This is a genomic window from Pseudomonas sp. On1 (assembly GCF_033783325.1).
Genome location: NZ_JAWPOA010000002.1, coordinates 1 through 24620, shown reverse-complemented (window position 1 = coordinate 24620; position 24620 = coordinate 1). Strand labels below are relative to the sequence as shown.

Below are 24620 nucleotides of genomic sequence, written 5' to 3'. Positions count from 1 at the left end.
GCGATCACGTACACTCGGCGCCAGGGATAGAAAGCATTATCATTCGACCCATGCGTTTGCGTGAACGCTGTGGCGTACACGCAGTCACGAACGTCTATCTGACGAGGCCCACCATGACCAGCCGCCTGAATCCTGAAGATCAGCGTCGCGTCGATGAGTATCTGAGCGCCCCCCAGCATCAAGTCGAGCGCCGGCCCTTCCGGCCGTGGCTGCTCCTGCTGCTGGTGGTGGCCGTGACCATCGGTCTGGGCCTGTTGAGCCGCCTGCTGAGTGGACTGGTGCTATGAGCTGCCTTGCGCTCGCCCGCCCCTCATGCCGGATGCGGCCGGACCTTGTGTCCACGAATTCCGTAAAACTTGTGAGATATCCCCATGACTCATCGCATCGTGATTGTCGGCGGCGGCGCCGGCGGCCTGGAACTGGCGACCCGCCTGGGTAAAAGCCTGGGCAAGCGCAAACAGGCCGAGATCACCCTGGTTGATGCCAACCTGACGCACATCTGGAAGCCACTGCTGCACGAAGTGGCGGCCGGCTCGCTGAACTCCTCGGAAGACGAACTGAACTACGTGGCCCAGGCCAAGTGGAACCACTTCAACTTCCAGATGGGACGCATGAGCGGCCTGGACCGCGAAAACAAGATGATTCAATTGGCCGCGACCCTCGACGACGAGGGCCGTGAGCTGCTGCCTGCGCGCACCATCGGCTACGACACCCTGGTGATCGCCGTGGGCAGCAACACCAACGACTTCGGCACCCTGGGGGCGGCGCAGCACTGCCTGTTCCTCGACAGCCGCAAGCAGGCCGAGCGCTTCCACCAGCAACTGCTCAACCACTATCTGCGTGCGCACGCCGGAGATGTGGCCAGCGAGCAGATCAGCGTGGCCATCGTCGGCGCCGGTGCCACCGGCGTGGAGCTGGCGGCCGAGCTGCACAACGCCGCCCATGAGCTGGCAGCCTACGGCCTGGACAAGATCCAGCCCAAAGACATGCACATCACCATCATCGAAGCCGGCCCACGGGTATTGCCGGCGCTGCCGGAGCGCATCAGCGTGCCGGTGCACAAGACCCTGGAAAAACTCGGGGTGACGGTGATGACCAACGCCGCGGTCAGCGAAGTGACCGCCGATGGCCTGAAGACTGCCTCGGGCGAAGTGATCCAGGCCAGCCTCAAGGTCTGGGCGGCGGGCATTCGCGCGCCGGGCTTCCTCAAGGACATCGACGGCCTGGAGACTAACCGCATCAACCAGCTGGTGGTGCGCCCGACCTTGCAGACCACCCTGGACGACAACATCTTCGCCTTCGGCGACTGCGCCGCCTGCCCGCAGCCTGGCACCGACCGCAACGTGCCGCCACGGGCCCAGGCCGCGCACCAGCAGGCCTCGCTGCTGGCCAAGAGCCTCAAGCTGCGCCTGGAGAACAAGGCGCTGCCGACCTACGAGTACAAGGACTATGGCTCGCTGGTATCGCTGTCGCGCTTCTCGGCGGTGGGTAACCTGATGGGCAACCTGATGGGCAGCGTCAAGCTGGAAGGCTGGCTGGCGCGGATGTTCTATGTGTCGCTGTACCGGATGCACCAGATGGCGCTGTACGGGACCTTCCGCACCTTGATGCTGATGCTGGGCAGCAAGATTGGCCGGGGCACCGAGCCGCGCCTGAAGCTGCACTGAGGCTTCAAGATCCTAGGGCTGCTTTGCAGCCCTTTTGCTGCGGTTCGTCGCCACGACAAGCCAGCTCCCACAAGGATGCGCGCTCCTGTGGGAGCCGGCTTGCCGGCGATGGCCTTGACGCGATTTATCTGACCACGCGATACGTACTCTGCACGAACCCACTCTCGTAACTGGTCGTTCTCATGTGCTGCAACAGCACATCCTTCGCCAACTCGCCGAACAACGGTATCCCCTGCCCCAGCAGCACGGGGATGCGGGTGATGGTCATCTCGTCCACCAACCCCTCACGCAAGAACCCCTGAATCAGCTTGCCGCCATCCAGGTAAAGGCTCTTTGCGCCCGTGGCCTGAAGGTGTTCGAGCAAAGCCGGGATCGGCCCCGGGTGCAACTCGACGCGCTCTGATACGCCCTGGGGCAGTGCTTTGAGGGTGCTGCTGACCACCACCACTCGCGCATCCGGATACGGCCACTCGCCAAAGGTCATGACCTTGTCGAAGGTGCCACGCCCCATTACCAAGGTATCGACGCCGGCCTTGAAACCGGCGTAGCCATGGTCGTCAGCAGACTGGGTGGCCCCTAACAACCAATCGAGGCCGCCATCTTCACGGGCGATGTAGCCATCCAAGCTGGTGGCGATGAAAACACTGGCTTTGAGTGGCATGCGCGGGCACTCCTGCGGGCAAAGGCCACAGGGTAGCAAAGGGCGGGGATATAAATCTCGGACAAAGAAAAAGGGCATCTCTTTCGAGATGCCCTCTTTACATGGTGGGTCGTGTAGGATTCGAACCTACGACCAATTGGTTAAAAGCCAACTGCTCTACCAACTGAGCTAACGACCCTGAAAATGGTCGGGGTGAGGGGATTCGAACTCCTGACATCCTGCTCCCAAAGCAGGCGCGCTACCGGACTGCGCTACACCCCGAGATTGGCTCCGCGACCTGGACTCGAACCAGGGACCCAATGATTAACAGTCATTTGCTCTACCGACTGAGCTATCGCGGAACTGAACTTCGGTACATCTTTACTGCTTCGAAGCCTGTGTTAGCTTCGATCTCTTTGGCTATCCGCTTTCGCGTTGTCGCTGCTGAGGCCGGCTATTCTACATTCTTCGTTTTGCTTGTCAACCACTTTTTTTCGTTCAACTTACTGATTTGTAAGTTATTTTCAGATCGTCGGTGTTGCTGGCGATCTGCTCAGTGCCTGACAGCGGGGCGAATATTAGGGGCACTCTGATTTTTGTGCAAGCACTTTTTTCAAAATTTTCAGCAAGTTAGCTAGGAAGCCGGAAAATCAGGGGTTTGCGCTGCCTATACTGGCCTTGTCGCGGGCAAGCCCGCTCCCACGCATTGGGTACTTTCTGGCGCAGATCGGCGTGGGAGCGGGCTTGCCCCGCGATAAAGCCGGACAGCACACATAAAAAAGCCCCGCTTACGCGGGGCTCTTCGTTTACTGCAGGTCAGCCAAAGACGATCTCGTCGCCCTCCACCTTCGCGGTGATCGCCGCACCCGGCAGGAACTCGCCCGCCAGGATCAACTGCGCCAGCGGGTTCTCGATCCAGCGCTGGATCGCACGCTTCAATGGCCGTGCGCCATACACCGGGTCGTAACCGACGGCGATCAGCTTGTCCAAGGCCTCCGGGCTCAGGCTCAGCGACAGCTCGCGCTCGGCCAGGCGACCACGCAGGCGGCCAAGCTGAATCTCGGTGATACCGGCGATCTGCTCGCGGCCCAGCGGTTCGAACACCACCACTTCGTCGATGCGGTTGATGAACTCCGGACGGAAGTGCGCGCCCACCGCGTCCATCACCGCCGCACGCTGTGCCTCGCGGTCACCGGCCAGTTCCTGGATCTGCGCCGAGCCCAGGTTGGAGGTCATCACGATCACGGTGTTGCGGAAGTCCACGGTGCGGCCGTGGCTGTCGGTCAGGCGGCCATCTTCCAGCACCTGCAGCAGCACGTTGAACACATCCGGGTGAGCTTTCTCCACCTCGTCGAGCAGCACCACCGAGTACGGCTTGCGGCGCACGGCCTCGGTCAGGTAACCGCCCTCTTCATAACCCACATACCCTGGCGGGGCACCGATCAGACGCGCCACGGAGTGTTTCTCCATGAACTCGGACATATCGATGCGCACCATGGCCTCTTCGGTATCGAAGAGGAACTCGGCCAGCGCCTTGCACAGTTCGGTCTTGCCCACCCCGGTGGGCCCGAGGAACAGGAACGAGCCACTTGGGCGGTTCGGGTCGGACAGCCCGGCGCGGGAACGGCGCACGGCGTTGGCCACGGCGGTCACCGCCTCGTCCTGGCCGATCACCCGTTCGTGCAGCAGGCTTTCCATCTTCAGCAGCTTCTCACGCTCGCCTTCGAGCATCTTCGCCACCGGGATGCCGGTCCACTTGGACACCACTTCGGCAATCTCTTCCTCGGTGACCTTGTTGCGCAACAGCTGGTTGTCGGTCTTGCCGTGCTGGTCGACCATCTGCAGGCTGCGCTCCAGGTCCGGGATCACCCCGTACTGCAGCTCGGCCATGCGGCTAAGGTCGCCCTTGCGGCGCGCGGCTTCCAGTTCCTGGCGGGCCTGCTCGATCTTTTGCTGGATCTGCGCCGAACCTTGCACCTCGGCCTTTTCCGAGGCCCAGATCTCTTCGAGGTCGGAGTACTCGCGCTCCAGGCGCTCGATTTCTTCGGTCAGTTTCTCCAGGCGCTTCTTCGCCGCTTCGTCTTCTTCCTTCTTCAGCGCCTGGGATTCCACCTTCAGCTGGATCAGACGACGGTCGAGGCGGTCGAGCACCTCCGGCTTGGAGTCGATCTCCATGCGGATGCGGCTCGCGGCTTCGTCGATCAGGTCGATGGCCTTGTCCGGCAGCTGGCGGTCGGTGATGTAGCGGTGGCTGAGCTTGGCCGCGGCAATGATCGCGCCGTCGGTGATGGCCACCTTGTGGTGCACTTCATAGCGCTCTTTCAGGCCGCGCAGGATGGCGATGGTGTCTTCCTCGCTCGGCTCCTCGACCAACACCTTCTGGAAGCGGCGCTCCAGCGCGGCATCCTTCTCGATGAACTGGCGGTACTCGTTGAGCGTGGTGGCGCCGACGCAGTGCAGTTCGCCACGGGCCAGGGCCGGCTTGAGCATGTTGCCGGCGTCCATGGCGCCCTCGCCTTTACCGGCGCCGACCATGGTATGCAGCTCATCGATGAACAGAATGATCTGGCCTTCCTGCTTGCTCAGTTCGTTGAGCAGGCCTTTGAGGCGCTCTTCGAACTCGCCGCGGTACTTGGCGCCGGCAATCAGCGCGCCCATGTCCAGCGCCAGCAGGCGCTTGCCCTTGAGGCCGTCGGGCACTTCACCGTTGATGATGCGCTGGGCCAGGCCTTCGGCGATGGCGGTCTTGCCGACGCCGGGCTCGCCGATCAATACCGGGTTGTTCTTGGTACGGCGTTGCAGCACCTGGATGGTGCGGCGAATCTCGTCGTCACGGCCGATCACCGGGTCGAGCTTGCCTTCCTCGGCACGCTTGGTGAGGTCGACGGTGTACTTGTCCAGGGCCTGGCGCGATTCCTCGGCGTTGGCGTCGTTCACCGCCGCGCCGCCGCGCAGGTTGTTGATGGCGTTTTCCAGGGCCTTCTTGCTCACGCCCTGGCCGAGCAGCAGTTTGCCGACCTTGCTGTTCTCGTCCATGGCGGCAAGCAGCACCAGCTCGCTGGAGATGAATTGGTCGCCCTTCTGCTGGGCCAGGCGGTCGGCCTGGTTGAGCAGGCGCGCCAGGTCCTGGGACATGTTCACGTCGCCGGTGGGGTTCTGGATTTTCGGCAGCTGGTCGAGCTCTTTGGTCAGCGCCTTGCGCAGGCTGTTGACGTCGAAGCCGACCTGCATCAGCAGCGGCTTGATCGAGCCGCCCTGCTGGTCGATCAGCGCCTGCAGCAGGTGCAGGGGCTCGATGGCCGGGTGGTCCATGCCCACGGCCAGGGATTGGGAATCGGATAACGCGAGTTGCAGCTTGCTGGTCAGTCGGTCTATTCGCATGGGGGATACCTTCCTTTAAAGGGCAGGCGGAGCGATGGACAGCACCTGTAATGATGAACCTGCCTGAGATGACCAATAGATAAGGGTGATTCTGGAAGATTCAAGCGTAGCGGGGTTGACGGAGGTCAGCGCGGCTGCAACCAGACCAGCGAAGCGAAGCGCCCACCCTGCGGGGTACGGCGATAAGAGAAGAAGCGTGGATCGCTGACCGTGCAGAACCCTCCGCCATAAACGGCAGTCACCCCACGCGCCGCCAGGCGAATCCGCGCCAGCTGGTAGATATCGGCCATCAACTTACCCGGCCGCTCGCCGTCGACGAACGCCGCGGCCGCCTCGGGATGCACGGCGGTAAAGGCATCGCGCACTTCCATGCCGACCTCGAACGCCTGCGGCCCGATGGCCGGGCCCAGCCATACCAGCACTTCTTCGGGTGGCAGGGCCAGGCGATCGAGGGTGGCTTCCAGCACGCCACCGGCCAGCCCGCGCCAGCCGGCATGGGCGGCGGCCACGCGGGTACCGGCGCGGTCGCAGAACAAGGCAGGCAGGCAATCGGCGGTCATCACGGTGCAGGCAATGCCCGGCTGGTCAGTCCAGCTGGCATCGGCCTCGGCGACCACGGCAGGGTCGGCATCGGCCACTACCAGCCCGTGCACCTGCTTGAGCCAGGCGGGCTGGATGGCGAATTCATTGCTGAGGCGACGACGGTTCTCGGCAACCGCAGCGGGGTCATCGCCCACATGGTCGCCAAGATTGAAGGATTCATAGGGCGGCAGGCTGACGCCGCCCTCGCGGGTGGTGACACAGGCGCGTACCGAGGCCGGGGCCGGCCAGTCGGGAATGATCAGCGCCTGCGTCAGGCCACTCATCCGATAAAGCTCTCGCGGTCGTCGTTGAGCAGCGACAGCAGCCAGAGGAAGTCGTCCGGCAGCGGCGAGGCCCATTCCATGCGCTCACCGGTGGTCGGGTGATCCAGGGCCAGGAAGCGGGCGTGCAGGGCCTGGCGCGGGAAGTTCTTCACCGCCTCGACCATGGCCACGCTGGCGGCCGGCGGAATGCGGAAGCGCACGCCGTAGGTCTGGTCGCCGACCAGCGGATAACCGACATGCGCCATGTGCACGCGGATCTGGTGGGTGCGGCCGGTTTCCAGCTTGACCCGCACATGGGTGTGCGAGCGGAAGCGCTTGAGCACGCGATAGTGGCTGACCGCCGGCTTGCCGCCGTCGGTGACCGCCATGCGCTGGCGCTCGCCGCCGTGGCGGCCGATCGGGGCGTCGATCTTGCCACCGGCGATCACCACGCCGACCACGATGCACTCGTAGATACGGCTGACCGAGCGCTTCTGCAGCTGGTCGACCAGGTTGGTCTGCGCCTGCAGGGTCTTGGCCACCACCATCAGGCCCGTGGTGTCCTTGTCCAGACGGTGCACGATACCGGCGCGCGGTACGTTGACGATGTCCGGCACATGGTGCAGCAGGGCATTGAGCAGGGTACCGTCGGGGTGGCCCGCCGCCGGGTGGACCACCAGCCCGGCCGGCTTGTTGATCACCAGGATCTGGTCATCTTCATAGACGATGTCCAGCTCGATGTCCTGAGCCACCCATTCGCCCTGGGCCTCCTGCTCGGCCTCGAGGGCCAGGATGGAGCCGGTGTGGACGGTGTCGCGCGGCCGCAGCACCGCGCCATCGACGGTCAGGCGGCCATCTTTGATCCACGAGGACAGGCGCGAACGCGAGTACTCGGCGAACAATTGGGCGGCGACCTGGTCGAGGCGTTGGCCGCCCAGTTCGGACGGGACCTCTGCGCTAAGTTGAATGATCTCGGACATGCTCGAATCGACGGGCGTTCAGCCTTTGGTTTCGGCTGCGCGCTTGTGGTTAAATACGGCTTCTTTTGCCCCGGGGTTTGCCGGGGGCGCTCATCATAACAGGACGGCACCGCCCAAGACAGCGGCCGTCAAAGGGACGCAAGCCGCCATGCAAGTGAAACACCTGCTGCTGATCGCCATCCTCGGGCTCACCGCTGCCTGTTCCTCGAACAAGGAAGTCATTGACGAGAACCTCAGCGAGGCCGAACTGTACCAGCAGGCGCAGGCCGACCTGGACAACTCCAGCTATACCAGCGCCGTGAACAAGCTCAAGGCCCTGGAGTCGCGCTACCCGTTCGGCCGCTACGCCGACCAGGCCCAGCTCGAGCTGATCTACGCCAACTACAAGAACTCCGAGCCCGAGGCCGCCAAGTCGGCTGCCGAGCGTTTCATCCGCCTGCACCCGCAGCACCCGAACGTCGACTACGCCTACTACCTCAAGGGCCTGACCTCGTTCGACCAGGACCGCGGCCTGCTGGCGCGCTTCCTGCCGCTGGACATGACCAAGCGTGACCCGGGCGCCGCCCGCGACTCGTACAACGAGTTCGCCCAGCTGACCAGCCGCTTCCCCAACAGCCGCTACGCCCCGGACGCCAAGCAGCGCATGATCTACCTGCGCAACCTGCTGGCCTCCTACGAAATCCACGTGGCCAACTACTACCTGAGCCGCGAGGCCTATGTAGCCGCCGCCAACCGTGGCCGCTACGTGGTGGAGAACTTCCAGGAAACCCCATCGGTGGGTGACGGCCTGGCGGTGATGGTCGAGTCGTACCAGCGCATGCACCTGGACGAGCTGGCCGCCACCAGCCTCGAGACCCTCAAGCTCAACTACCCGGACCACCCGAGCCTGGTCGATGGCCAGTTCGTCACCAAAGTCGACGAAAACGGCAACCGCTCGTGGCTGTCCAAGGCCACTCTGGGCCTGATCGAAACCAAGGCCCCACTGCCGCCGGGCGAAACCCGCGCCAACCAGGACGTGGTCAAGCAGTTCCAGGACGCCCGCTCCGAGATGCCCGAAGAGCTGCTCCCCAAGGACGAGAACGGCGACCCGATCCTGCCGGAAGGTCCGAAGGAAGCCGACAAGGACCGCAGCTGGTTCAGCTACATGACTTTCGGTCTGTTCGACTGATACGTCACATGCGCAGAAAGGGAGGCCCGAGGCCTCCCTTTTTTATTGGCCGCGTCCTAGACTGTCGCCTTCTTAATTCGACAAGCTGGACACCATGGTTCGCCTACTTTTCTGGATCGCCCTGATCGCCGCCGCGTTCTGGCTGTGGCGCAAGTTCAAGACCAGTCAGCAATCACCTGCCGAACCGCGCCTGCAGGACCCGCTACAGATGGTGCGCTGTGCCCATTGCGGCGTGCACCTGCCCAATGACCGGGCGTTGCAGCTGGGCAAGGAGTGGTATTGCAGCCAGCAGCATCTGGAGCAAGGGCCGGGGCAACAGCGCTGAGTTGCGTTGTGGGAGCGGGCTTGCCCCACTCCCACGCCCGCTCGTCATCACTGTTGTGTCTCAGCCCAGACGCCCCTCAGGCGCATACGGCGCCGGATCGATGATCGGCGCACGCCCCAGCAGCAGGTCGCTGAACAGCTGGCAAGACGCCGGCGCCAGCACCAGCCCGTTGCGGTAATGGCCGCAGTTCAGCCACAACCCCGCATGCCCCGGCACTGCACCAATGTAAGGGATGCCTTCCGGCGACCCAGGGCGCAGGCCAGCCCAGTGCCCTACCACCTCGGCATCCGCCAGCGCCGGCAGCAGTTCCACCGCCGAAACCTTCAGACTCTCAAGCGCATCACCGGTCGGGGTCTTGTCGTAGCCGGCATGCTCCAGGGTGCTGCCGACCAGGATATGCCCGTCGCGGCGCGGGATCGCGTAGCGTCCCTTGGCCAGGACCATGCTCGGCAGGAAGTCCTCGGCGCACTTGAACAGGATCATCTGCCCTTTCACCGGCTCCACCGGCAGCCTCAGGCCCAATGTCTGCAGCAGATCGCCGCTCCAGGCACCGGCACTGAGCACCACCTCGTCGGCAGCCAGCACGCCCTGCTCGGTACGCACCCCGGCGACACGCCCGCCTTCATGGACGAAACCGCTGATCTGGCAATGCTCGCGCAGGGTGACGTTGGGCAGCGCCAGCAGCGCGGCCTTGAGCGACTTCACCAGGCGCGGGTTGCGTACGTTGGCCACGCCCGCCATGTAGATGGCATGGCGGTAGCCTGGCCCGAGCACTGGCACCGCGTCGTAGGCAGCCGAGATATCCACGGCGCTGAGCGGCCGCTGCTCACGGGCCGCCCAGGCCAGGGCCTCGGTTTCGTCGTCCAGGTCCAGCCAGTACAGCCCGGTGGTGTGCACCTGCGGGTCGATGCCGGTGCTGGCGAACAGGCGCTCGCCCAGCTGTGGATAGAAATCCTGCGACCAATGCGCCAGCGCCGTTACCGCCGGGCTATAGCGCCAGGGGTACAACGGCGAGACGATGCCGCCACCGGCCCAGGACGACTCACGCCCTACTTCGCCCTGGTCGCACACCACCACCTGGTCGACATCCGCCGCCAGGTTCAACGCCGTCAGCAGGCCGATGACGCCACCGCCGACAATCACTACTTGCTTGCTCATCGTTCGATCCAACACCTGAAGTAATTCCACGGTGCACGGGCACCTCTTGATCTTCAGCTTCCCCAGCACGCCTGTTCGTCTTCGCTGCCCCCGGGATTATCACGCACACCGGCGTGATCAAGGCGGAAGTCGCCACAGCGGTCATCTGCCATGAGCGTCTGCGCAACCCGACGCGCAAGCAGTGTGAAAGCGTCTTCGTCGCGCTGTACCTGCAGTTGGTAGTAGCGGCTGCCAGCCGGCAATAGCGTGACAAGCTGCTCGCTGTCGGCATAGCCGCCGACATGCGCGCGATGCTGTTCCAGGCGCAACGCCGCGTCCTGCAGCAGCCCGACCACCTCGCTGCGCGCGGCACGGCGTAGCTGGTCGCTGTAACTGGGGTAGGCAATGGCTGCCAGCATGCCGATCAGCGCCACGACAATCAATAATTCGATCAGACCAAGACCCCGCTGCATGTCAGCTCTCCTCCAGGCGTTGGCGCCAGCTGATGCGTCCGATATTGCCCTGCCCGTCCACGGCATACACCGCTTCCAGGAACTGCCGGCCGCGCACCTGGCGGCTCAGCGCCGTGATCCGCACGAGGTCGACCCGCTGCTCCGGCGGCAGGCCGACGGCACGGCGTGTCTGCCCCAGATGCTGGAGCAGGACATAGCCACTGTCGGTGGTTCGCCACGGCGCGGCAGGTGAGGCCGTCGGCAGTGCGGGTGGCAGGCAGTCAAGGCACAGCGCAGGCAAGCCACCTGGCAGCAACGCGGCGCCTTCCACCAGGCTGGCTTCGGCCTGTTCGAAAGCCTGCGCCCTGCGCCATTGTTCGCCGACCTGCCGCGCCTGCAGCAAGGCTTCGCGCATGCCCAGCGCGGTCAGCAGGCCAAGCAGCAGGCTGAGGCTCAGGGCCAGCAACAGCACCACGCCACGCTGGCGGCTCATGCGTCATCCCCTGGATTGCGCACGGCCACGCTCAGGGCATGGCGCTGCTCCAGCCGATGCTCGCGGTCCTGCATGAGCAACTCGATATCGACGCGACCGTCGCCATGACGCACCCGCAGGGCCCGGACATTGTCGACCAGGCTGGCATGCTGGGCGTTGCTGGTGAACATCAGGCTGCCATTGCGTACGCGGTAGGTAACCCGGCGCACCGGCAAGGCCAGCAGGGCATCGCCAGGCACATGCTGGCCACGCAGGACCTGCGCCCAACTGCGACAGTCGGTGAGCACGGTCCAGTCCGGCGCGCCGAGCAATCCCGGCAGCTCGGCGCCTACCAGCGTGAGGCTGTCAGCGTTGGCCTCGATCGGCCTGGCGAACGCTAGCGCAGCCTGCGGATCGGTGAAGTCCGCCGCTTCCAGGCGCAGGCAGCCAAACATGCCCGCCATGCGGATGTCCTCGGCCAGGCGCTGCAGGACCAGGCGCGCATCATCCTGAAGCCTCGCCGCCGCGCCTTGTAGCCGCCAGGCCTGATAGGCCTGGCCGAACAACTGGCTCGCCGTCACCAGCAACAACGCCCCCAGGGCCACGGCCAGCAACACCTCGACCAGCCCGGCGCCTGCTTGCCCGCGTTTCATGGCAGCACCCTGCCCTGCAACTGCAAGGGCGGGCGCCCTTCAGCCTGGGCCGGCCAGCTCACCTGCAGCTCCAGCATGCCGGCGTGGCGCCTGATCAGCCCCTGCGCCGAGGTGCCAAGCACCTGGGTGACCCGCGAGCGCCAGGCACTCTCCTCCCCCGCTTCGAGCGTGCCGCTGGCCCTCACCCGCTCGAACATGCCCTGGGCCAGCTGCAACGCCTGACCGTCACGCAGGGCGCTCTCGGCCACCTGCATGCCACGCACCTGCAAGGCCGCCGCGGCGAACACCCCAAGCGCCAGCACCGTCATCGCCAGCAGCACCTCCAGCAGCGTCATCCCACCTTCCTTCGCCCACATCGCCACCCTCCTGGGATCTTTCCTCGCCGTCTGCCCGAACCGCCTGACTGGCGCCTCGCGCGGCCAGGCCGGAAGCTACAGCGAAGCACTTCCAGGGAGGAATGCACGGTGAGGCAACAAGGCGTAACACTGCTACAAATGATGTGCGCACTGACAATTGGCAGCCTGCTGACACACCTGGGGATAACGGCCTACGCCAGGCTCGGCGAAACCCTGCAACTGGCCGCCGCAGCCCGGGAACTGGCGCAGGCACTGCGCGCTGCGCGCAACCAGGCCGCGCTGCAACAGCTGGCGCTGACGGTTCATCCACTGCAAGGTGACTGGGGCAAGGGTTGGCGTGTGTCGCAGGAACACGACGGCCAGGTGTTGCGCGAACATCGCCTGGCCAAGCCCGTAAAGGTAGTGGCCAGTTCTGCGCGGGAGGTGCGCTTCAGCAAGCGTGGCGCACCGATAGGGGAAGGCTTTGTCGGTATCACGCTGGACATCTGCCAGCGCAGCGGGCCTGGCAGCCAGCATCAGGTGGTGCTGAGCCCCAGTGGCCGGGTCAGCCTGCGCAGCGACGAGGGCCGCCGCTGTGCAGGTGACTGAGTCAGATCAGCGAGCGAACCCGCAGTTCCTTGGGCATCGAGAAGGTGATGTTCTCTTCGCGGCCGTCGAGCTCTTCGGCGCCGGTGGCGCCCCAGGCCCTGAGCTGCTCGATCACGCCACGCACCAGCACCTCGGGCGCCGAGGCACCGGCGGTGATACCGATACGCTCGGCACCATCGAACCAGCTGCGTTGCAGGTCCTCGGCACCGTCGATCAGGTAGGCCGGCGTGCTCATGCGCTCGGCCAACTCGCGCAGGCGGTTGGAGTTGGAGCTGTTGGGGCTGCCGACCACCAGTACCACGTCACACTCGTCGGCCAGTTGCTTGACGGCGTCCTGGCGGTTCTGCGTGGCGTAGCAGATGTCGTCCTTGCGCGGGCCGCCAATGTTCGGGAAGCGCGCGCGCAGGGCGTCGATCACCCGGCTGGTGTCGTCCATCGACAGGGTGGTCTGGGTGACGAAGGCCAGGTGGTCAGGATCATTCACCTGCAGCTGGGCAACATCGTCCTCGTCCTCGACGAGGTAGATGGCGCCGCCGTTGCTGGCGTCGTACTGACCCATGGTGCCTTCGACTTCCGGGTGCCCTTCGTGGCCGATGAGAATGGTCTCACGGCCATCACGGCTGTACTTGGCCACCTCGATATGCACCTTGGTCACCAGCGGGCAGGTGGCGTCGAACACTTTCAGGCCACGGCCGGCGGCTTCCTGGCGCACGGCCTGGGAAACGCCATGGGCGCTGAAGATGACGATGACGTCGTCCGGCACCTGGTCCAGCTCTTCGACGAACACCGCGCCACGGTTACGCAAGTCTTCGACCACGAACTTGTTGTGCACCACTTCGTGGCGCACGTAGATCGGCGGGCCGAAGACTTCCAGGGCGCGGTTGACGATCTCGATCGCACGGTCGACCCCGGCGCAGAAGCCGCGCGGGTTGGCGAGTTTGATTTGCATGCTCGGCTCCAGGCTCACACGGCCTTCACGTCGAGGATCTGCACCTCGAAGTTCAGGGTCTTGCCAGCCAGTGGATGGTTGAAATCGATGGTCACCTGGTTGTCGTCGAACGCTTTGACCACACCCGGCAGCTCGGTGTTGGCGGCATCGTTGAAGATCACCAGCAGCCCTTCGGACAGCTCCATGCCTTCGAACTGCGAGCGCGGCATCACCTGTACGTTCTGCGGGTTGTGCTGGCCGAAGGCGTTCTCCGGGGCGATGCTCAGCTTGCGCTGGTCACCGGCCTTGAAGCCGAACAGAGCGTTTTCGAAGCCCGGCAGCAGGTTGCCGTCACCCACCTTGAACGTGGCCGGGGCCTTGTCGAAAGTGCTGTCGACGGTGTCGCCGTTTTCCAGGTGCAGCGCGAAGTGCAGGGTGACTTCGGTGTTCTGGCCGATACGGGTCTCAGTCATGGACGGCTTCCTCGGACTTCTTGCTCTTGAACATATCCAGCGCCAGCATCACCGCGCCCACGGTAATGGCGCTGTCGGCCAGGTTGAAGGCCGGGAAGTAGTGGCGGTTCTGCCAGTGCACCAGGATGAAATCGACCACATGGCCAAGCACCACGCGGTCGTACAGGTTGCCCAATGCACCGCCCAGCACCAGCGCCAGGGCCACGGCCAGCCAGGTCTCGTTGCGCCCCAGGCGCTTGAGCCAGACCACCAGCACGGCGCTGACCACCACGGCGATCAGCGCGAACAGCCAGCGCTGCCAGCCGGAGCTGTCGGCCAGGAAGCTGAACGCCGCGCCGGTGTTGTAGGCCAGGGTCCAGCTGAAGTAGTCGGGGATGACCACGATCTGCTGGTACAGGCTCAGCGCGCCCTCGAAGTAGACCTTGGTGGCCTGGTCGAGGACCAGCACCACCAGGCTCAGCCAGAGCCAGGCAAGGCGCCCAAAGCGCCCCGCGGAAGCGTTAGGCATAGTGGCGCACCTCACCGGAACCGCTCAGGTTATCGACGCAACGGCCACAGATTTCCGGATGCTCCGGATGGCTGCCCACATCGGCGCGGAAGTGCCAGCAACGGCCGCACTTGACATGGCCAGACTTGACGACCTTCAGCTTGAGCCCTTCGACCTCGGTTGTCACGGCATCGGCCGGAGCCTGGACGAACGGCACCACGCTGGCGGCCGAGGTGATCAGCACGAAGCGCAGCTCATCGCCGAGCTTGTTCAGGTCGGCGGTCAGGCCCTCTTCGGCGAACAGGGTGACCTCGGCCTGCAGGTTGCCGCCGATGACCTTGGCGGTACGCTGGTTCTCCAGCTCCTTGTTGACTGCGGCCTTGACCGCCATCACACGGTCCCAGTAGGCACGGTCCAGCTCGGCGTCGGCCGGCAGCTCCGTCAGGCCCTGGTACCAGGTGTTGAGCATCACCGACTCGTTGCGCTCGCCCGGCAGGTACTGCCAGATCTCGTCGGCGGTGAACGCCAGGATCGGCGCTATCCAGCGCACCAGCGCCTCGCTGATGTGGTACAGCGCGGTCTGGCAGGAGCGGCGGGCGACACTGTTCACGCCGGTGGTGTACTGGCGATCCTTGATGATGTCGAGGTAGAAGCCACCGAGCTCCTGCACGCAGAAGTTGTGGATCTTCGAGTAGACGTTCCAGAAACGGTACTCGCCGTAGTGCTCTTCCAGCTCGCGCTGCAGCAGCAGGGTGCGGTCGACTGCCCAACGGTCCAGGGCCAGCATGTCCTCGGCCGGCAGCAGGTCGCGGGCCGGGTCGAAGCCAGACAGGTTGGAAAGCAGGAAGCGCGCGGTGTTGCGGATGCGGCGGTAGGCATCGGCGCTGCGCTGCAGGATCTGCTCGGAGACGGCCATCTCGCCCGAATAGTCGGTGGCGGACACCCACAGGCGCAGGATGTCGGCACCCAGGGTGTTGTTGACCTTTTCCGGCTCGATGGTGTTGCCCAGCGACTTGGACATCTTGCGGCCGTTCTCGTCCACGGTGAAGCCGTGGGTCAGCAGCTCGCGGTAAGGCGCGTGGCCGTCGATGGCGCAGCCGGTCAGCAAGGAAGAGTGGAACCAGCCGCGGTGCTGGTCGGAACCTTCCAGGTACAGGTCGGCGCGCGGGCCGGTGGCGTGGCCGATATCGTGGGAGCCACGCAGCACGTGCCAATGGGTGGTACCCGAGTCGAACCAGACGTCGAGGGTATCGGAAATCTTGTCGTACTGGCCGGCTTCATCGCCCAGCAGCTCAGCGGCATCCAGCTTGAACCAGGCTTCGATGCCCTGCTGTTCGACGCGCTTGGCCACTTCCTCCATCAGTTCGACGGTACGTGGGTGCAATTCGCCGGTCTGCTTGTCCAGGAAAAACGGGATCGGCACGCCCCAGTTGCGCTGACGCGAGATGCACCAGTCCGGGCGGTTGGCGATCATCGAGTGCAGGCGCGCCTGGCCCCAGGCCGGAACGAACTTGGTCTCTTCGATGGCCTTGAGCGAGCGCTCGCGCAGGTTGTCGCCGCTGGTGGGCTGCTTGTCCATGCCGACGAACCACTGCGCGGTGGCGCGATAGATCAGCGGGGTCTTGTGGCGCCAGCAGTGCATGTAGCTGTGGCTGATGGTTTCGGTGTGCATCAGCGCGCCGACTTCGCTGAGTTTGTCGACGATGGCCGGGTTGGCCTTCCAGATGAACTGGCCGCCGAAGAACGGCAGCGACTCGACGTACACACCGTTGCTCTGCACCGGGGTGAGAATGTCGTCGTTGACCATGCCGTAGCGCTTGCAGGTAACGAAGTCGTCTTCACCGTAGGCGGGCGAGGAATGCACCACGCCTGTACCGGCGCCCAGCTCGACGTATTCGGCCAGGTAGATCGGCGACAGGCGATCGTAGAACGGGTGACGGAAGTTGATCAGCTCGAGGGCCGAACCCGGGGCGGTGGCGAGGACCGAACCTTCCAGCGCGTAGCGCTTCAGGCACGACTCGACCAGCTCCTCGGCCAGTACCAGCAGGCGCTCGCCGGTATCGACCAGGGCGTAGGTGAAGTCCGGGTGGATGTTCAGCGCCTGGTTGGCCGGGATGGTCCACGGGGTGGTGGTCCAGATCACGATGGCGGCGGGCTTGGCCAGCGCGGCCAGGCCGAAGGCAGCGGCCAGCTTGGCCTCGTCGGCGACCGGGAAGGCGACGTCGATGGTCTGGGATTTCTTGTCGGCGTACTCGACTTCGGCTTCGGCCAGGGCCGAACCGCAATCGAAGCACCAGTTCACCGGCTTCAGGCCCTTGAACACGAAGCCTTGCTTGACCATCTCGGCCAGGGCGCGGATCTCGCCGGCCTCGTTGGCGAAGTTCATGGTCTTGTACGGGTTGTCCCAATCACCCAGCACGCCCAGGCGGATGAACTCGGTCTTCTGCCCCTCGATCTGCTCGGCGGCGTACTCGCGGCACAGCTCGCGGGTGCGGTCGGCGGTCAGGTGCTTGCCGTGGGTGACCTCGACCTTGTGCTCGATCGGCAGGCCGTGGCAGTCCCAGCCCGGTACATACGGGGCGTCGAAACCCGACAGGGTCTTCGAACGGACAATCATGTCCTTGAGAATCTTGTTCAGCGCATGACCGATATGGATCTTGCCGTTGGCATAGGGCGGGCCGTCGTGCAGGACGAACTTCGGACGATCCTTGCCAATTTCGCGCAGCTTCTGGTACAGGCCAATGCTGTCCCAGCGCTGCAGGATCTGCGGTTCGCGCTGAGGCAGGCCGGCCTTCATGGGGAAGGCGGTGTCCGGAAGGTTAAGCGTGGCTTTGTAGTCGGTCATTTCAGGCTCTTCGTTAGCGGTTGAGCGTGCCAGTGGGCACGTGCGGCGGCGATGTCCGCGTCGATCGCCGACTTCAGCGCCTCCAGGGAGGCGAAACGCTGCTCTTCACGCAGCTTGTGGTGGAATTCCACCGTCAGGCGCCGGCCATAGAGGTCACCGGCGTAGTCCAGGAGATGAATCTCCAGGTGAGGACGCCCGTCACCGGCGACGGTGGGGCGTACTCCGATATTGCCGACACCCGGCCACTGCTGGCCGTCGATCTCGATGCTGGCCAGGTAGACCCCGGACAGCGGCACGCGACGGCGCTTGAGCTGGATGTTGGCGGTAGGTGTGCCGAGCTGGCGGGCCAGCTTCTGGCCATGCAGCACGCGGCCGGTAATGCGGTACGGACGGCCCAGCAGGTGTTCGGCCAGCTCGAAGTCGCCCTCGGCCAGGGCCTTGCGCACTTCGGTGCTGCTGACCCGCAGGCCATCCTGGATGACGGTGTTGGCCGCCTCGACGCTGAAGCCATGGCGTTTGCCGGCTTCGGTGAGGAAAGCGAAATCACCGGCGCGGTCGCAGCCGAAACGGAAGTCATCGCCCACTTCGAGGTGGCGCACGCCCAAGCCATCGACCAGCACTGCCTTGACGAACTGCTCGGCGCTGAGCTGGCTCAGGCGCTGATTGAACGACAGGCACAGCACCCGATCGATGCCCTCCGCGGCCAGCAACTCGACTTTGTCACGCAGGCGCGCCAGGCGGGCCGGCGCGGTATCCGGGGCGAAATATTCGCGAGGCTGTGGCTCGAAGATCACCACGCAGGTGGGCAGGCCGAGTGCCTGGCCACGTTCGCGCAGGCGTGCGAGGATCGCCTGGTGGCCGCGGTGGACCCCGTCGAAGTTGCCAATGGTGGCGACACAGCCCCGGTGCTCGGGGCGCAGGTTGTGAAGACCTCGAACCAGCTGCATAACGCGCTTCTTGCTCATAAAGTGGCCGATTATAACCACACCCGGGCGCTGGTGACAGGCAGCAGCGCCACCCTGGAGTGTGGAATGCGAAAAACCGACGCCTGACCCTTTTCGCGCCTCAGTGCAACGCCTTGCGGGCGAAGTGCCGTGGGCGGAAACCACACAGGTACAGGCAGCCGAAATAGGTCACCACGCCGGCGACGATCAGGGCGCCCAGGCGCACGAAGCGCTCGAGCATGTTGCCCTGCTCCCAGGCCGGCATGTAGTGCATGCCCAGCAACAGCACGCCCGACATCAACGCCACCGCCAGCACCAGCTTGAGCAGGAACATCGTCCAGCCCGGTTGCGGCTGGAACAGTTGCTGGCTGCGCAGCTTCCAGTACAGCAGGCCGGCGTTCAGGCAAGCGCCCAGGCTGATCGCCAGGGCCAGCCCGGCATGGGCCAGCGGGCCGACCAGGGCCAGGTTGAGCAACTGGGTGCAGACCAGGGTGAACACCGCGATCTTCACCGGTGTGCGGATATTCTGCTGCGCATAGAAGCCAGGTGCCAGCACCTTTACCAGGATGATCGCCATCAACCCCACCGAATACGCGACCAGCGCGCGCTGGGTCATCGCCGCGTCAAAGGCACTGAACTTGCCGTACTGGAACAGCGCCACGGTCAGCGGTTCGGCGAGGATGCCCAGGGCCAGGGTGCAGGGCAGCACCAGCAGGAAGCACAGGCGCAGGCCCCAGTCGAGGATCCGCGAATACTCCTCACGGTCCTGGTTGGCGTAGGTCTTGGCCAAGGTCGGCAGCAGGATGGTGCCCAGGGCCACGCCGAGCACGCCGGAGGGCAGTTCCATGAGGCGGTCGGCGTAGTACATCCAGGACACCGAGCCGGCCACCAGGAAGGAAGCGAAGATAGTGTTGATGATCAACGAGATCTGGCTCACCGACACCCCGAGGATGGCCGGCAGCATCTGCTTGAGCACGCGCCACACACCGGTATCGCGCAAGTTCAGGCGCGGCAGCACGAGCATGCCGATCTTCTTCAGCGCCGGCAGCTGGTACAGCAGTTGCGCCAGGCCACCGGCCAGCACGCCCCAGGCCAGGGCCATGATCGGCGGGTCGAAGTAGGGCGTGAGCAGCACGGCGAAGGCGATCATCGCCACGTTGAGCAGCGTGGGGGTGAACGCCGGCACGCTGAAGCGATTCCAGGTGTTGAGGATCGCGCCGACCAGCGACGACAGCGAGATCAACAATATATAAGGAAAGGTCACCCGCAGCAGCGAAGTGGTCAGCTCGTACTTCTCTGCGCTGTCGACGAAACCCGGTGCCGTCGCCCAGACCACCCAGGGCGCGGCAAGGATGCCGATGGTGGTGACCAATGCCAGGATCAGGGTAAGCAGGCCACTGACATAGGCGACAAAGGTGCGGGTGGCCTCCTCGCCCTGCTGGGTCTTGTACTCGGCGAGGATCGGCACGAAGGCCTGGGAGAACGCGCCTTCGGCGAATATCCGCCGCAGCAGGTTGGGCAGCTTGAAGGCGATGAAGAAGGCGTCGGTGGCGATGCCGGCGCCGAACACCCTCGCCAGGATGGTATCGCGCACGAAGCCGAGCACCCGGGAAATCATGGTGATGGAGCTGACCGCAGCCAGGGATTTGAGCAGGTTCATCGAAAAGTTTCACGCCAGGGGCAGAGGACGCTGCAGACAGCGTCCGAATGTGCGATACTCCCGCGCCTTCGCAGGGGAGCCAAAAATTCCCGAGTTTACAGGTCGTGCGACAGAAAGGAATATTTCCCTCCTGTTGGCTCACCACTCGGCGGAACCTTGCAGGTGGCCTTGACATCCGATCGACTCATCGGCATGATTCGCGGCCTATTTTGTTTGCTATTTACCTAAAGTCTTTCGAGGAGCTCGACGGTGGCCAACTCACCTTCCGCCAAGAAACGTGCAAAACAGGCTGAGAAGCGTCGCAGCCACAACGCCAGCCTGCGTTCCATGGTCCGTACCTACATCAAGAATGTAGTCAAGGCCATCGACGCAAAAGACGCCGAAAAAGCGCAAGCCGCTTACGTTCTGGCTGTACCTGTAATCGACCGTATGGCCGACAAGGGTATCATCCACAAGAACAAAGCTGCTCGCCACAAAGGCCGTCTGAATGGCCACATCAAGGCACTGAAAGAAGCTGCAGCTGCCTAAGCGACGTTCTTGTCGAAAAAACCGACCCTAGGGTCGGTTTTTTTATGCCTGTGATTTTCTCGTTACTCGCCAAGGCTGCATTAGCACCGGTGTCTTCGAGTCAACCGGCAAGCCGGCTGCCACAGAATATCCTGAGGCCAACGCGGTCGGCGTGAGAGCCGGCTCGCCGGCGAAAGGGCCGCATAGCGGCCCCCCATCATTACTTGCCGATCTGGATCTTCGGCGCCCACTGCATCCATTCATCCTCCGGCTTGTCGAACAGCGCGAAGGTCTGCTGCGGTCGCGCAGGATTACCCATCTGTTCGCCATCGGGCGTGGCAAAGGCAATCCCACCGTCGATCAAGGTTTCCAACGACTCGGTGCGCACCGTGGCCCCCTTGAACAAGCCCCAGTCGAAACCAAACCCACTGCTGTTCCAGAAACGGCTGCCGCCACGCACCAGCCCGGCATAGCGAGGCTCGATAAGGATGTGGATAAGCACCCGGTCGGCGGTCTGGCCCAGCTCGAAGCCGGTGACCTTGCCCACTGCAATCTCCCGGTAGGTGACCGGCACGCCTGGCTTGATCGAACCACGGCGCGCCGCGCTCAAGGTCAACGGCAGGCCGACCTCCTCACCCTTCACCTCGGGGGCATCGCTCAGGGCGATGAAGTCACGCTGCGGCCCTTTATCCTTGAGCGCCGGCAGCACCTCCAGGTACTGACCGCCAATCAGCGTGTCGAGATTCTCGGTACGCACCAGGCCCAATGCAGGCTTGACCACCCAGAACTGCGTACCGGTGCGGGCGATACGCTCGGCCGCCTGGGTAATCCGCGCACGGAGCAGGACCGCCTGCAGGTCGCCGGTCAGGTCGACGCTCTCGACACTGCCCACATCCAGGCCGCGGAAACGGATCGGCGTGCCCGGCTTCAGGCCATCGGCGCGGTCCACGCGAATGGTGATCAGGGTTCCGGCCCGGTTGGCCGCGTCCTGGCTTTCATGCAGACGGAAGCGCGGGATGCGACGCTTGAGCGGTACATCCGGCTTCGGCGTATCGAAAGCGATGCCCCCGGCCATGAGCGTCTGCAGCGACTCACTCTTGACCTGGATCCCCGACAGCCCCCCGGTCAAGGTGATGCCGCTGGCATTCCAGAAGCGCGTAGACCCGTTGACCAGGTTGGCGTATTCCTTCTCGATGTGCACACCGATCAGGATGCGCTTGCTGTTGCGAGCGAACTGGTAGCTCTGCACGCTGCCCACGCGCACCTGGCGGTACATCACCGGGCTACCCACTTCCAGCGAGCCCAGGGTATCGGCGAACAGCACCATGTGCAGGCCGGGCGCCTTCAGGTCCAGTGGCGGCGCCTTGGGACGCGCCTCGAACTCGCGCAGGGGCTTGGCGCCTGGCTCGCCCGGGCGGACCGCGATGTAGTTACCCTTCACCAACGCCTCGAGGCCAGTGATACCGGCAAGCGAGATCGACGGCTTGACTACCCAGAACTGTGTGCCTTCAACCAGATAGTCCTCGGCCAGCGGGTCCAGGGTCAGCTCGGCCGTTGCGCTGGCCAGGTCACTTTCGACCTTGAGATCCTTGAGCGTGCCAACCTGGATGCCCTTGTACAACACTGGCGTGCGCCCCTTCTGCAAGCCTTCGAAATCACTGAGCTTGACCTTGACGCGGATACCGGCCTGGGCCGCGTCGAAGTCCTCGTACAAGCGGAACGGCAGGCTTGGATCGGTGGGCGGGCTGTCCTTGCGGTTCTCAGGCGTTGCAAAGGCGATACCCCCGGCCACGATGCTCGACAGCGATTCAGTGCGTACCTTCACCCCGGACAGGTCGGCATCGATGCTGACCCCGCTGGCATTCCAGAAACGTGTGTGCTTGCGCACCAGGCTGGCATAGGCTGGCGCGATGAACACCTTGATCTCCACCGTGCCCTGATCCTCGGACAGGCGATAGCTCTTCACCCGACCGACCTGGATCTGCTTGTAGAAGATCGGGCTGTCGCGGTTGAGCGAGCCCAGCCGCTCGGCCTTGAGGGTCAGGTGCAAGCCAGGCTCGGCATCCGACAGTGGCGGCGCTTCCTTGAGCGCGGTGAAGCGCTTGGTCGGCTCTCCGTCTCCAGGGTCGACGGCGATATAGTTGCCCGAAACCAGCGTCTCCAGGCCCGAGATGCCTGCCAGGCTGACGCTCGGCTTGACCAGCCAGAAGCGCGTGCCCTTGTTCAGGTGCGGGCCTGCCTCCTTGCGCATCTCGATGGTGGCGATGACACCACGGTTGTCCCCCTTGTCATCCAGCACCAGGGCAACCACCTTGCCCACCGACATGCCTTTATAGATAACCTCGGTCTTGTTGGCGACGATGCCCTCGCCACTTTCGAAGCGCACCTGGATCTCGATGCCAGCATCCTTATAGGCTTGCCATGCCAGCCAGCCTCCGATTGCCAAGGCAATCAGCGGCAGGATCCAGATGGCCGACCAGTTCGAAGCTGGGCGGGTTTTAGCCGTAGGCAAGTCACTCATGGTCGTCATCCGACTCCGTGTTGTCCCAGATCAGTCGGGGATCGAAAGTTAAAGCGGCGAGCATCGTCAGGATCACCACGGAGGCGAAGGCGACGGCGCCCAGGTTGGCTTCGACACTGGCGATGCGGCCGAAATTCACCACGGCCACGAGAATGGCAATGACGAAGATGTCCAGCATCGACCAGCGGCCGATGAATTCAATGAAGCGATACATCAGGATGCGCTGCCGCGCCGACAGCGGCTGGTGGCGCTGTACCGAATAGAGCAGCAGGGCGATGCCCACCAGCTTGAAGGTGGGCACCAGGATGCTGGCAATGAACACCACCGCGGCGATCGGCAACATGCCGTGCTTCATCAGGGTGATCACGCCGGACATGATGGTGTCCGGGCTGCCTTGGCCGAGAGCGCTGACGGTCATGATCGGCAGCACGTTGGCCGGGATATAGAGGATCATCGAGGTAATCAGCAGCGCCCAGGTACGCACGATGCTGTTGGGCCGCCGGGCATGTACCACTGCCCCGCAGCGGGTGCAGCTCTGCGAGGTGCTGCCGGGCTCCTGACGATTAAGTTCATGACATTCAGTGCATACCAGGATGCCTGCATCAATCGCCCGCATGGACGTCCTCCCCCGACAAGGCCACCCAAATCTGGTGCGGTGACATCACCACTTCGAGCCAGACCTGCACCAGCAGCAGGCTGATGAAGCAGAACAGACCCAGGCCAATGCTCAGCTCGGCCAGATCGACCAGCTTGACGATGGCCACCAGCACGCCCATGAAGTACACCTCGAGCATCCCCCACTCACGCAGGTGGTGGTAGATACGATAGATCAGCAGGCCATAGCTGCGGCCGAAGTCGAGACGGATGCTCAGCAACACCGCCAGCTGGCACAGCAGCTTGAGCAGGGGAATGGCCATGCTGCACAGGAACACCACCACGGCGATGCCACGCATCCCTGAATTGTATAGCCCAAGCACACCACTCCAGACCGTGTCGTCGGAGGTCTGGCCGAGCAGGTGCAATTGCATGATGGGCAGGAAGTTGGCCGGCACATACAGCAACAGGGCGGTCAGGACGAGGGCCAGGCTACGGTTGACCAGGTTGTGGCGATGGGCGTACAGCTCGTAGCCGCAACGTGGGCATTGCGCCTTTTCATCAGTCTGCAACGAGACTTTGCGCATCAGCAGGTCGCACTCGTGGCAGGCCACCAGCTCATCCAGCGGCAGCTGCGCGAGCGCTTCGGGTTCTACAGGGTTAGGCATAAAGGGGGTCTGAATGGAGACGTCGGCTCTATTCTAGTGTTCCGACTCGAATTGTGGGAGGTGGCCAGTATGAGGAACTGTATCGGTGTTCGAGTCACATTTTCCGTGAGCAGGGCGCATCGCCGGCAAGTCGGCACCCGTAGCGTTTTCCGGGCACAAAGACAAAACCCCTACCTGCTCGCGCAGATAGGGGTTTTGCGAAATGAATCTTGACGATGACCTACTCTCACATGGGGAAACCCCACACTACCATCGGCGATGCATCGTTTCACTGCTGAGTTCGGGATGGGATCAGGTGGTTCCAATGCTCTATGGTCGTCAAGAAATTC

The 24620-nt window shown here is 64.0% G+C and carries 24 protein-coding genes, 3 tRNA genes and 1 rRNA gene; 6 read left to right on the top strand and 22 right to left on the bottom strand.

What is annotated here, in order from left to right:
• Nucleotides 1-113 precede the first annotated feature (113 nt).
• Nucleotides 114-287 carry a DUF3094 family protein gene (locus R5C80_RS02325; RefSeq protein ID WP_023631877.1) on the top strand — a complete coding sequence of 58 codons (174 nt, stop codon included), beginning with the start codon at nucleotides 114-116 and terminating at the stop codon, nucleotides 285-287.
• A gap of 84 nt (nucleotides 288-371) precedes the next feature.
• Complete coding sequence (locus R5C80_RS02320; protein WP_038706812.1) at nucleotides 372-1667, top strand: NAD(P)/FAD-dependent oxidoreductase; 1296 nt, start codon at nucleotides 372-374, stop codon at nucleotides 1665-1667.
• 124 nt (nucleotides 1668-1791) lie between these two features.
• Here the strand turns inward: R5C80_RS02320 and R5C80_RS02315 are convergent, their stop codons facing one another.
• From R5C80_RS02315 to rluD, 7 genes are all read right to left on the bottom strand, one after another.
• A complete protein-coding gene (locus R5C80_RS02315) occupies nucleotides 1792-2328 on the bottom strand; it encodes a dihydrofolate reductase family protein (RefSeq protein WP_110604836.1) in 537 nt (178 codons plus the stop codon).
• Between the two features lie 102 nt (nucleotides 2329-2430).
• Nucleotides 2431-2506 (bottom strand) — tRNA-Lys (locus tag R5C80_RS02310).
• Nucleotides 2507-2512: 6 nt separating this feature from the next.
• Nucleotides 2513-2589 (bottom strand) — tRNA-Pro (locus R5C80_RS02305).
• A 4-nt stretch (nucleotides 2590-2593) separates the two neighbouring features.
• Nucleotides 2594-2669 (bottom strand) — tRNA-Asn (locus R5C80_RS02300).
• 454 nt (nucleotides 2670-3123) lie between these two features.
• Nucleotides 3124-5688, bottom strand: coding sequence for an ATP-dependent chaperone ClpB (gene clpB / locus R5C80_RS02295; protein ID WP_023631670.1), 2565 nt, complete (start codon nucleotides 5686-5688; stop codon nucleotides 3124-3126).
• Nucleotides 5689-5813: 125 nt separating this feature from the next.
• The gene (gene pgeF, locus R5C80_RS02290) at nucleotides 5814-6554 is read right to left on the bottom strand and encodes a peptidoglycan editing factor PgeF (RefSeq protein WP_110604837.1); all 741 of its coding nucleotides are present in this window, start codon (nucleotides 6552-6554) and stop codon (nucleotides 5814-5816) included.
• Nucleotides 6551-7513 carry a 23S rRNA pseudouridine(1911/1915/1917) synthase RluD gene (gene rluD, locus R5C80_RS02285; protein ID WP_110604838.1) on the bottom strand — a complete coding sequence of 321 codons (963 nt, stop codon included), beginning with the start codon at nucleotides 7511-7513 and terminating at the stop codon, nucleotides 6551-6553. Before rluD ends, pgeF begins: the two co-directional genes overlap by 4 nt.
• Nucleotides 7514-7661: 148 nt before the next feature.
• Here rluD and R5C80_RS02280 point away from each other — a divergent pair, with 148 nt between their 5' ends.
• Entirely contained in the window at nucleotides 7662-8681 is a 1020-nt protein-coding gene (locus R5C80_RS02280) for an outer membrane protein assembly factor BamD (RefSeq protein WP_023632577.1), read from the top strand.
• Between the two features lie 94 nt (nucleotides 8682-8775).
• Nucleotides 8776-9006, top strand: a complete 231-nt coding sequence (locus R5C80_RS02275) for a PP0621 family protein (RefSeq protein ID WP_023632576.1) — start codon at nucleotides 8776-8778, stop codon at nucleotides 9004-9006.
• Between the two features lie 60 nt (nucleotides 9007-9066).
• On the opposite strand, the gene thiO is transcribed toward R5C80_RS02275, so the two are convergent.
• Genes thiO through pilV form a run of 5 tightly spaced genes read right to left on the bottom strand, consistent with a single transcriptional unit; the run spans nucleotide 9067 to nucleotide 12076 of the window.
• Entirely contained in the window at nucleotides 9067-10164 is a 1098-nt protein-coding gene (gene thiO / locus R5C80_RS02270; protein ID WP_110604839.1) for a glycine oxidase ThiO, read from the bottom strand.
• Nucleotides 10165-10217: 53 nt separating this feature from the next.
• Nucleotides 10218-10616: a type IV pilin protein gene (locus tag R5C80_RS02265; RefSeq protein ID WP_110604840.1), complete on the bottom strand. Its 399-nt coding sequence runs from the start codon at nucleotides 10614-10616 to the stop codon at nucleotides 10218-10220.
• A gap of 1 nt (nucleotide 10617) precedes the next feature.
• Nucleotides 10618-11088, bottom strand: coding sequence for a hypothetical protein (locus R5C80_RS02260; protein ID WP_110604841.1), 471 nt, complete (start codon nucleotides 11086-11088; stop codon nucleotides 10618-10620).
• The gene (locus R5C80_RS02255) at nucleotides 11085-11720 is read right to left on the bottom strand and encodes a PilW family protein (RefSeq protein ID WP_110604842.1); all 636 of its coding nucleotides are present in this window, start codon (nucleotides 11718-11720) and stop codon (nucleotides 11085-11087) included. The genes R5C80_RS02260 and R5C80_RS02255 overlap by 4 nt, the downstream gene beginning before the upstream one ends.
• The gene (gene pilV / locus R5C80_RS02250; protein ID WP_110604843.1) at nucleotides 11717-12076 is read right to left on the bottom strand and encodes a type IV pilus modification protein PilV; all 360 of its coding nucleotides are present in this window, start codon (nucleotides 12074-12076) and stop codon (nucleotides 11717-11719) included. The genes R5C80_RS02255 and pilV overlap by 4 nt, the downstream gene beginning before the upstream one ends.
• Before the next feature lie 108 nt (nucleotides 12077-12184).
• On the opposite strand from pilV, the gene R5C80_RS02245 reads away from it, so the two are divergent.
• A complete protein-coding gene (locus R5C80_RS02245; protein WP_289678250.1) occupies nucleotides 12185-12664 on the top strand; it encodes a GspH/FimT family protein in 480 nt (159 codons plus the stop codon).
• A 1-nt stretch (nucleotide 12665) separates the two neighbouring features.
• Here R5C80_RS02245 and ispH read toward each other — a convergent pair whose 3' ends face one another.
• The 6 genes from ispH to murJ form a co-directional block, all read right to left on the bottom strand.
• Nucleotides 12666-13613 (bottom strand): 4-hydroxy-3-methylbut-2-enyl diphosphate reductase, encoded by a 948-nt coding sequence (gene ispH / locus R5C80_RS02240; RefSeq protein ID WP_110604844.1) that lies wholly within the window; start codon nucleotides 13611-13613, stop codon nucleotides 12666-12668.
• 14 nt (nucleotides 13614-13627) lie between these two features.
• Nucleotides 13628-14065, bottom strand: coding sequence for an FKBP-type peptidyl-prolyl cis-trans isomerase (locus tag R5C80_RS02235; RefSeq protein ID WP_023629753.1), 438 nt, complete (start codon nucleotides 14063-14065; stop codon nucleotides 13628-13630).
• Nucleotides 14058-14573: a signal peptidase II gene (gene lspA / locus R5C80_RS02230; protein ID WP_023629752.1), complete on the bottom strand. Its 516-nt coding sequence runs from the start codon at nucleotides 14571-14573 to the stop codon at nucleotides 14058-14060. Before lspA ends, R5C80_RS02235 begins: the two co-directional genes overlap by 8 nt.
• On the bottom strand, nucleotides 14566-17397 hold the full coding sequence (gene ileS, locus R5C80_RS02225) for an isoleucine--tRNA ligase (RefSeq protein WP_023629751.1): 2832 nt from the start codon (nucleotides 17395-17397) through the stop codon (nucleotides 14566-14568). Before ileS ends, lspA begins: the two co-directional genes overlap by 8 nt.
• Nucleotides 17394-18344: a bifunctional riboflavin kinase/FAD synthetase gene (gene ribF, locus R5C80_RS02220; protein ID WP_104444893.1), complete on the bottom strand. Its 951-nt coding sequence runs from the start codon at nucleotides 18342-18344 to the stop codon at nucleotides 17394-17396. Before ribF ends, ileS begins: the two co-directional genes overlap by 4 nt.
• Before the next feature lie 118 nt (nucleotides 18345-18462).
• Entirely contained in the window at nucleotides 18463-20001 is a 1539-nt protein-coding gene (gene murJ / locus R5C80_RS02215) for a murein biosynthesis integral membrane protein MurJ (RefSeq protein ID WP_038706820.1), read from the bottom strand.
• 249 nt (nucleotides 20002-20250) lie between these two features.
• Here murJ and rpsT point away from each other — a divergent pair, with 249 nt between their 5' ends.
• Nucleotides 20251-20529: a 30S ribosomal protein S20 gene (gene rpsT / locus R5C80_RS02210; protein WP_023533220.1), complete on the top strand. Its 279-nt coding sequence runs from the start codon at nucleotides 20251-20253 to the stop codon at nucleotides 20527-20529.
• 199 nt (nucleotides 20530-20728) lie between these two features.
• On the opposite strand, the gene R5C80_RS02205 is transcribed toward rpsT, so the two are convergent.
• The 4 genes from R5C80_RS02205 to rrf all read right to left on the bottom strand — a co-directional run bounded on the left by R5C80_RS02205 (nucleotide 20729) and on the right by rrf (nucleotide 24614).
• Nucleotides 20729-23029 (bottom strand): PqiB family protein, encoded by a 2301-nt coding sequence (locus R5C80_RS02205; RefSeq protein ID WP_031314796.1) that lies wholly within the window; start codon nucleotides 23027-23029, stop codon nucleotides 20729-20731.
• Complete coding sequence (locus R5C80_RS02200) at nucleotides 23022-23645, bottom strand: paraquat-inducible protein A (protein WP_110604845.1); 624 nt, start codon at nucleotides 23643-23645, stop codon at nucleotides 23022-23024. Before R5C80_RS02200 ends, R5C80_RS02205 begins: the two co-directional genes overlap by 8 nt.
• Nucleotides 23632-24291 (bottom strand): paraquat-inducible protein A, encoded by a 660-nt coding sequence (locus R5C80_RS02195; protein ID WP_046854155.1) that lies wholly within the window; start codon nucleotides 24289-24291, stop codon nucleotides 23632-23634. Before R5C80_RS02195 ends, R5C80_RS02200 begins: the two co-directional genes overlap by 14 nt.
• A 207-nt stretch (nucleotides 24292-24498) precedes the next feature.
• Nucleotides 24499-24614 (bottom strand): 5S ribosomal RNA (gene rrf, locus R5C80_RS02190).
• Nucleotides 24615-24620: the final 6 nt, after the last annotated feature.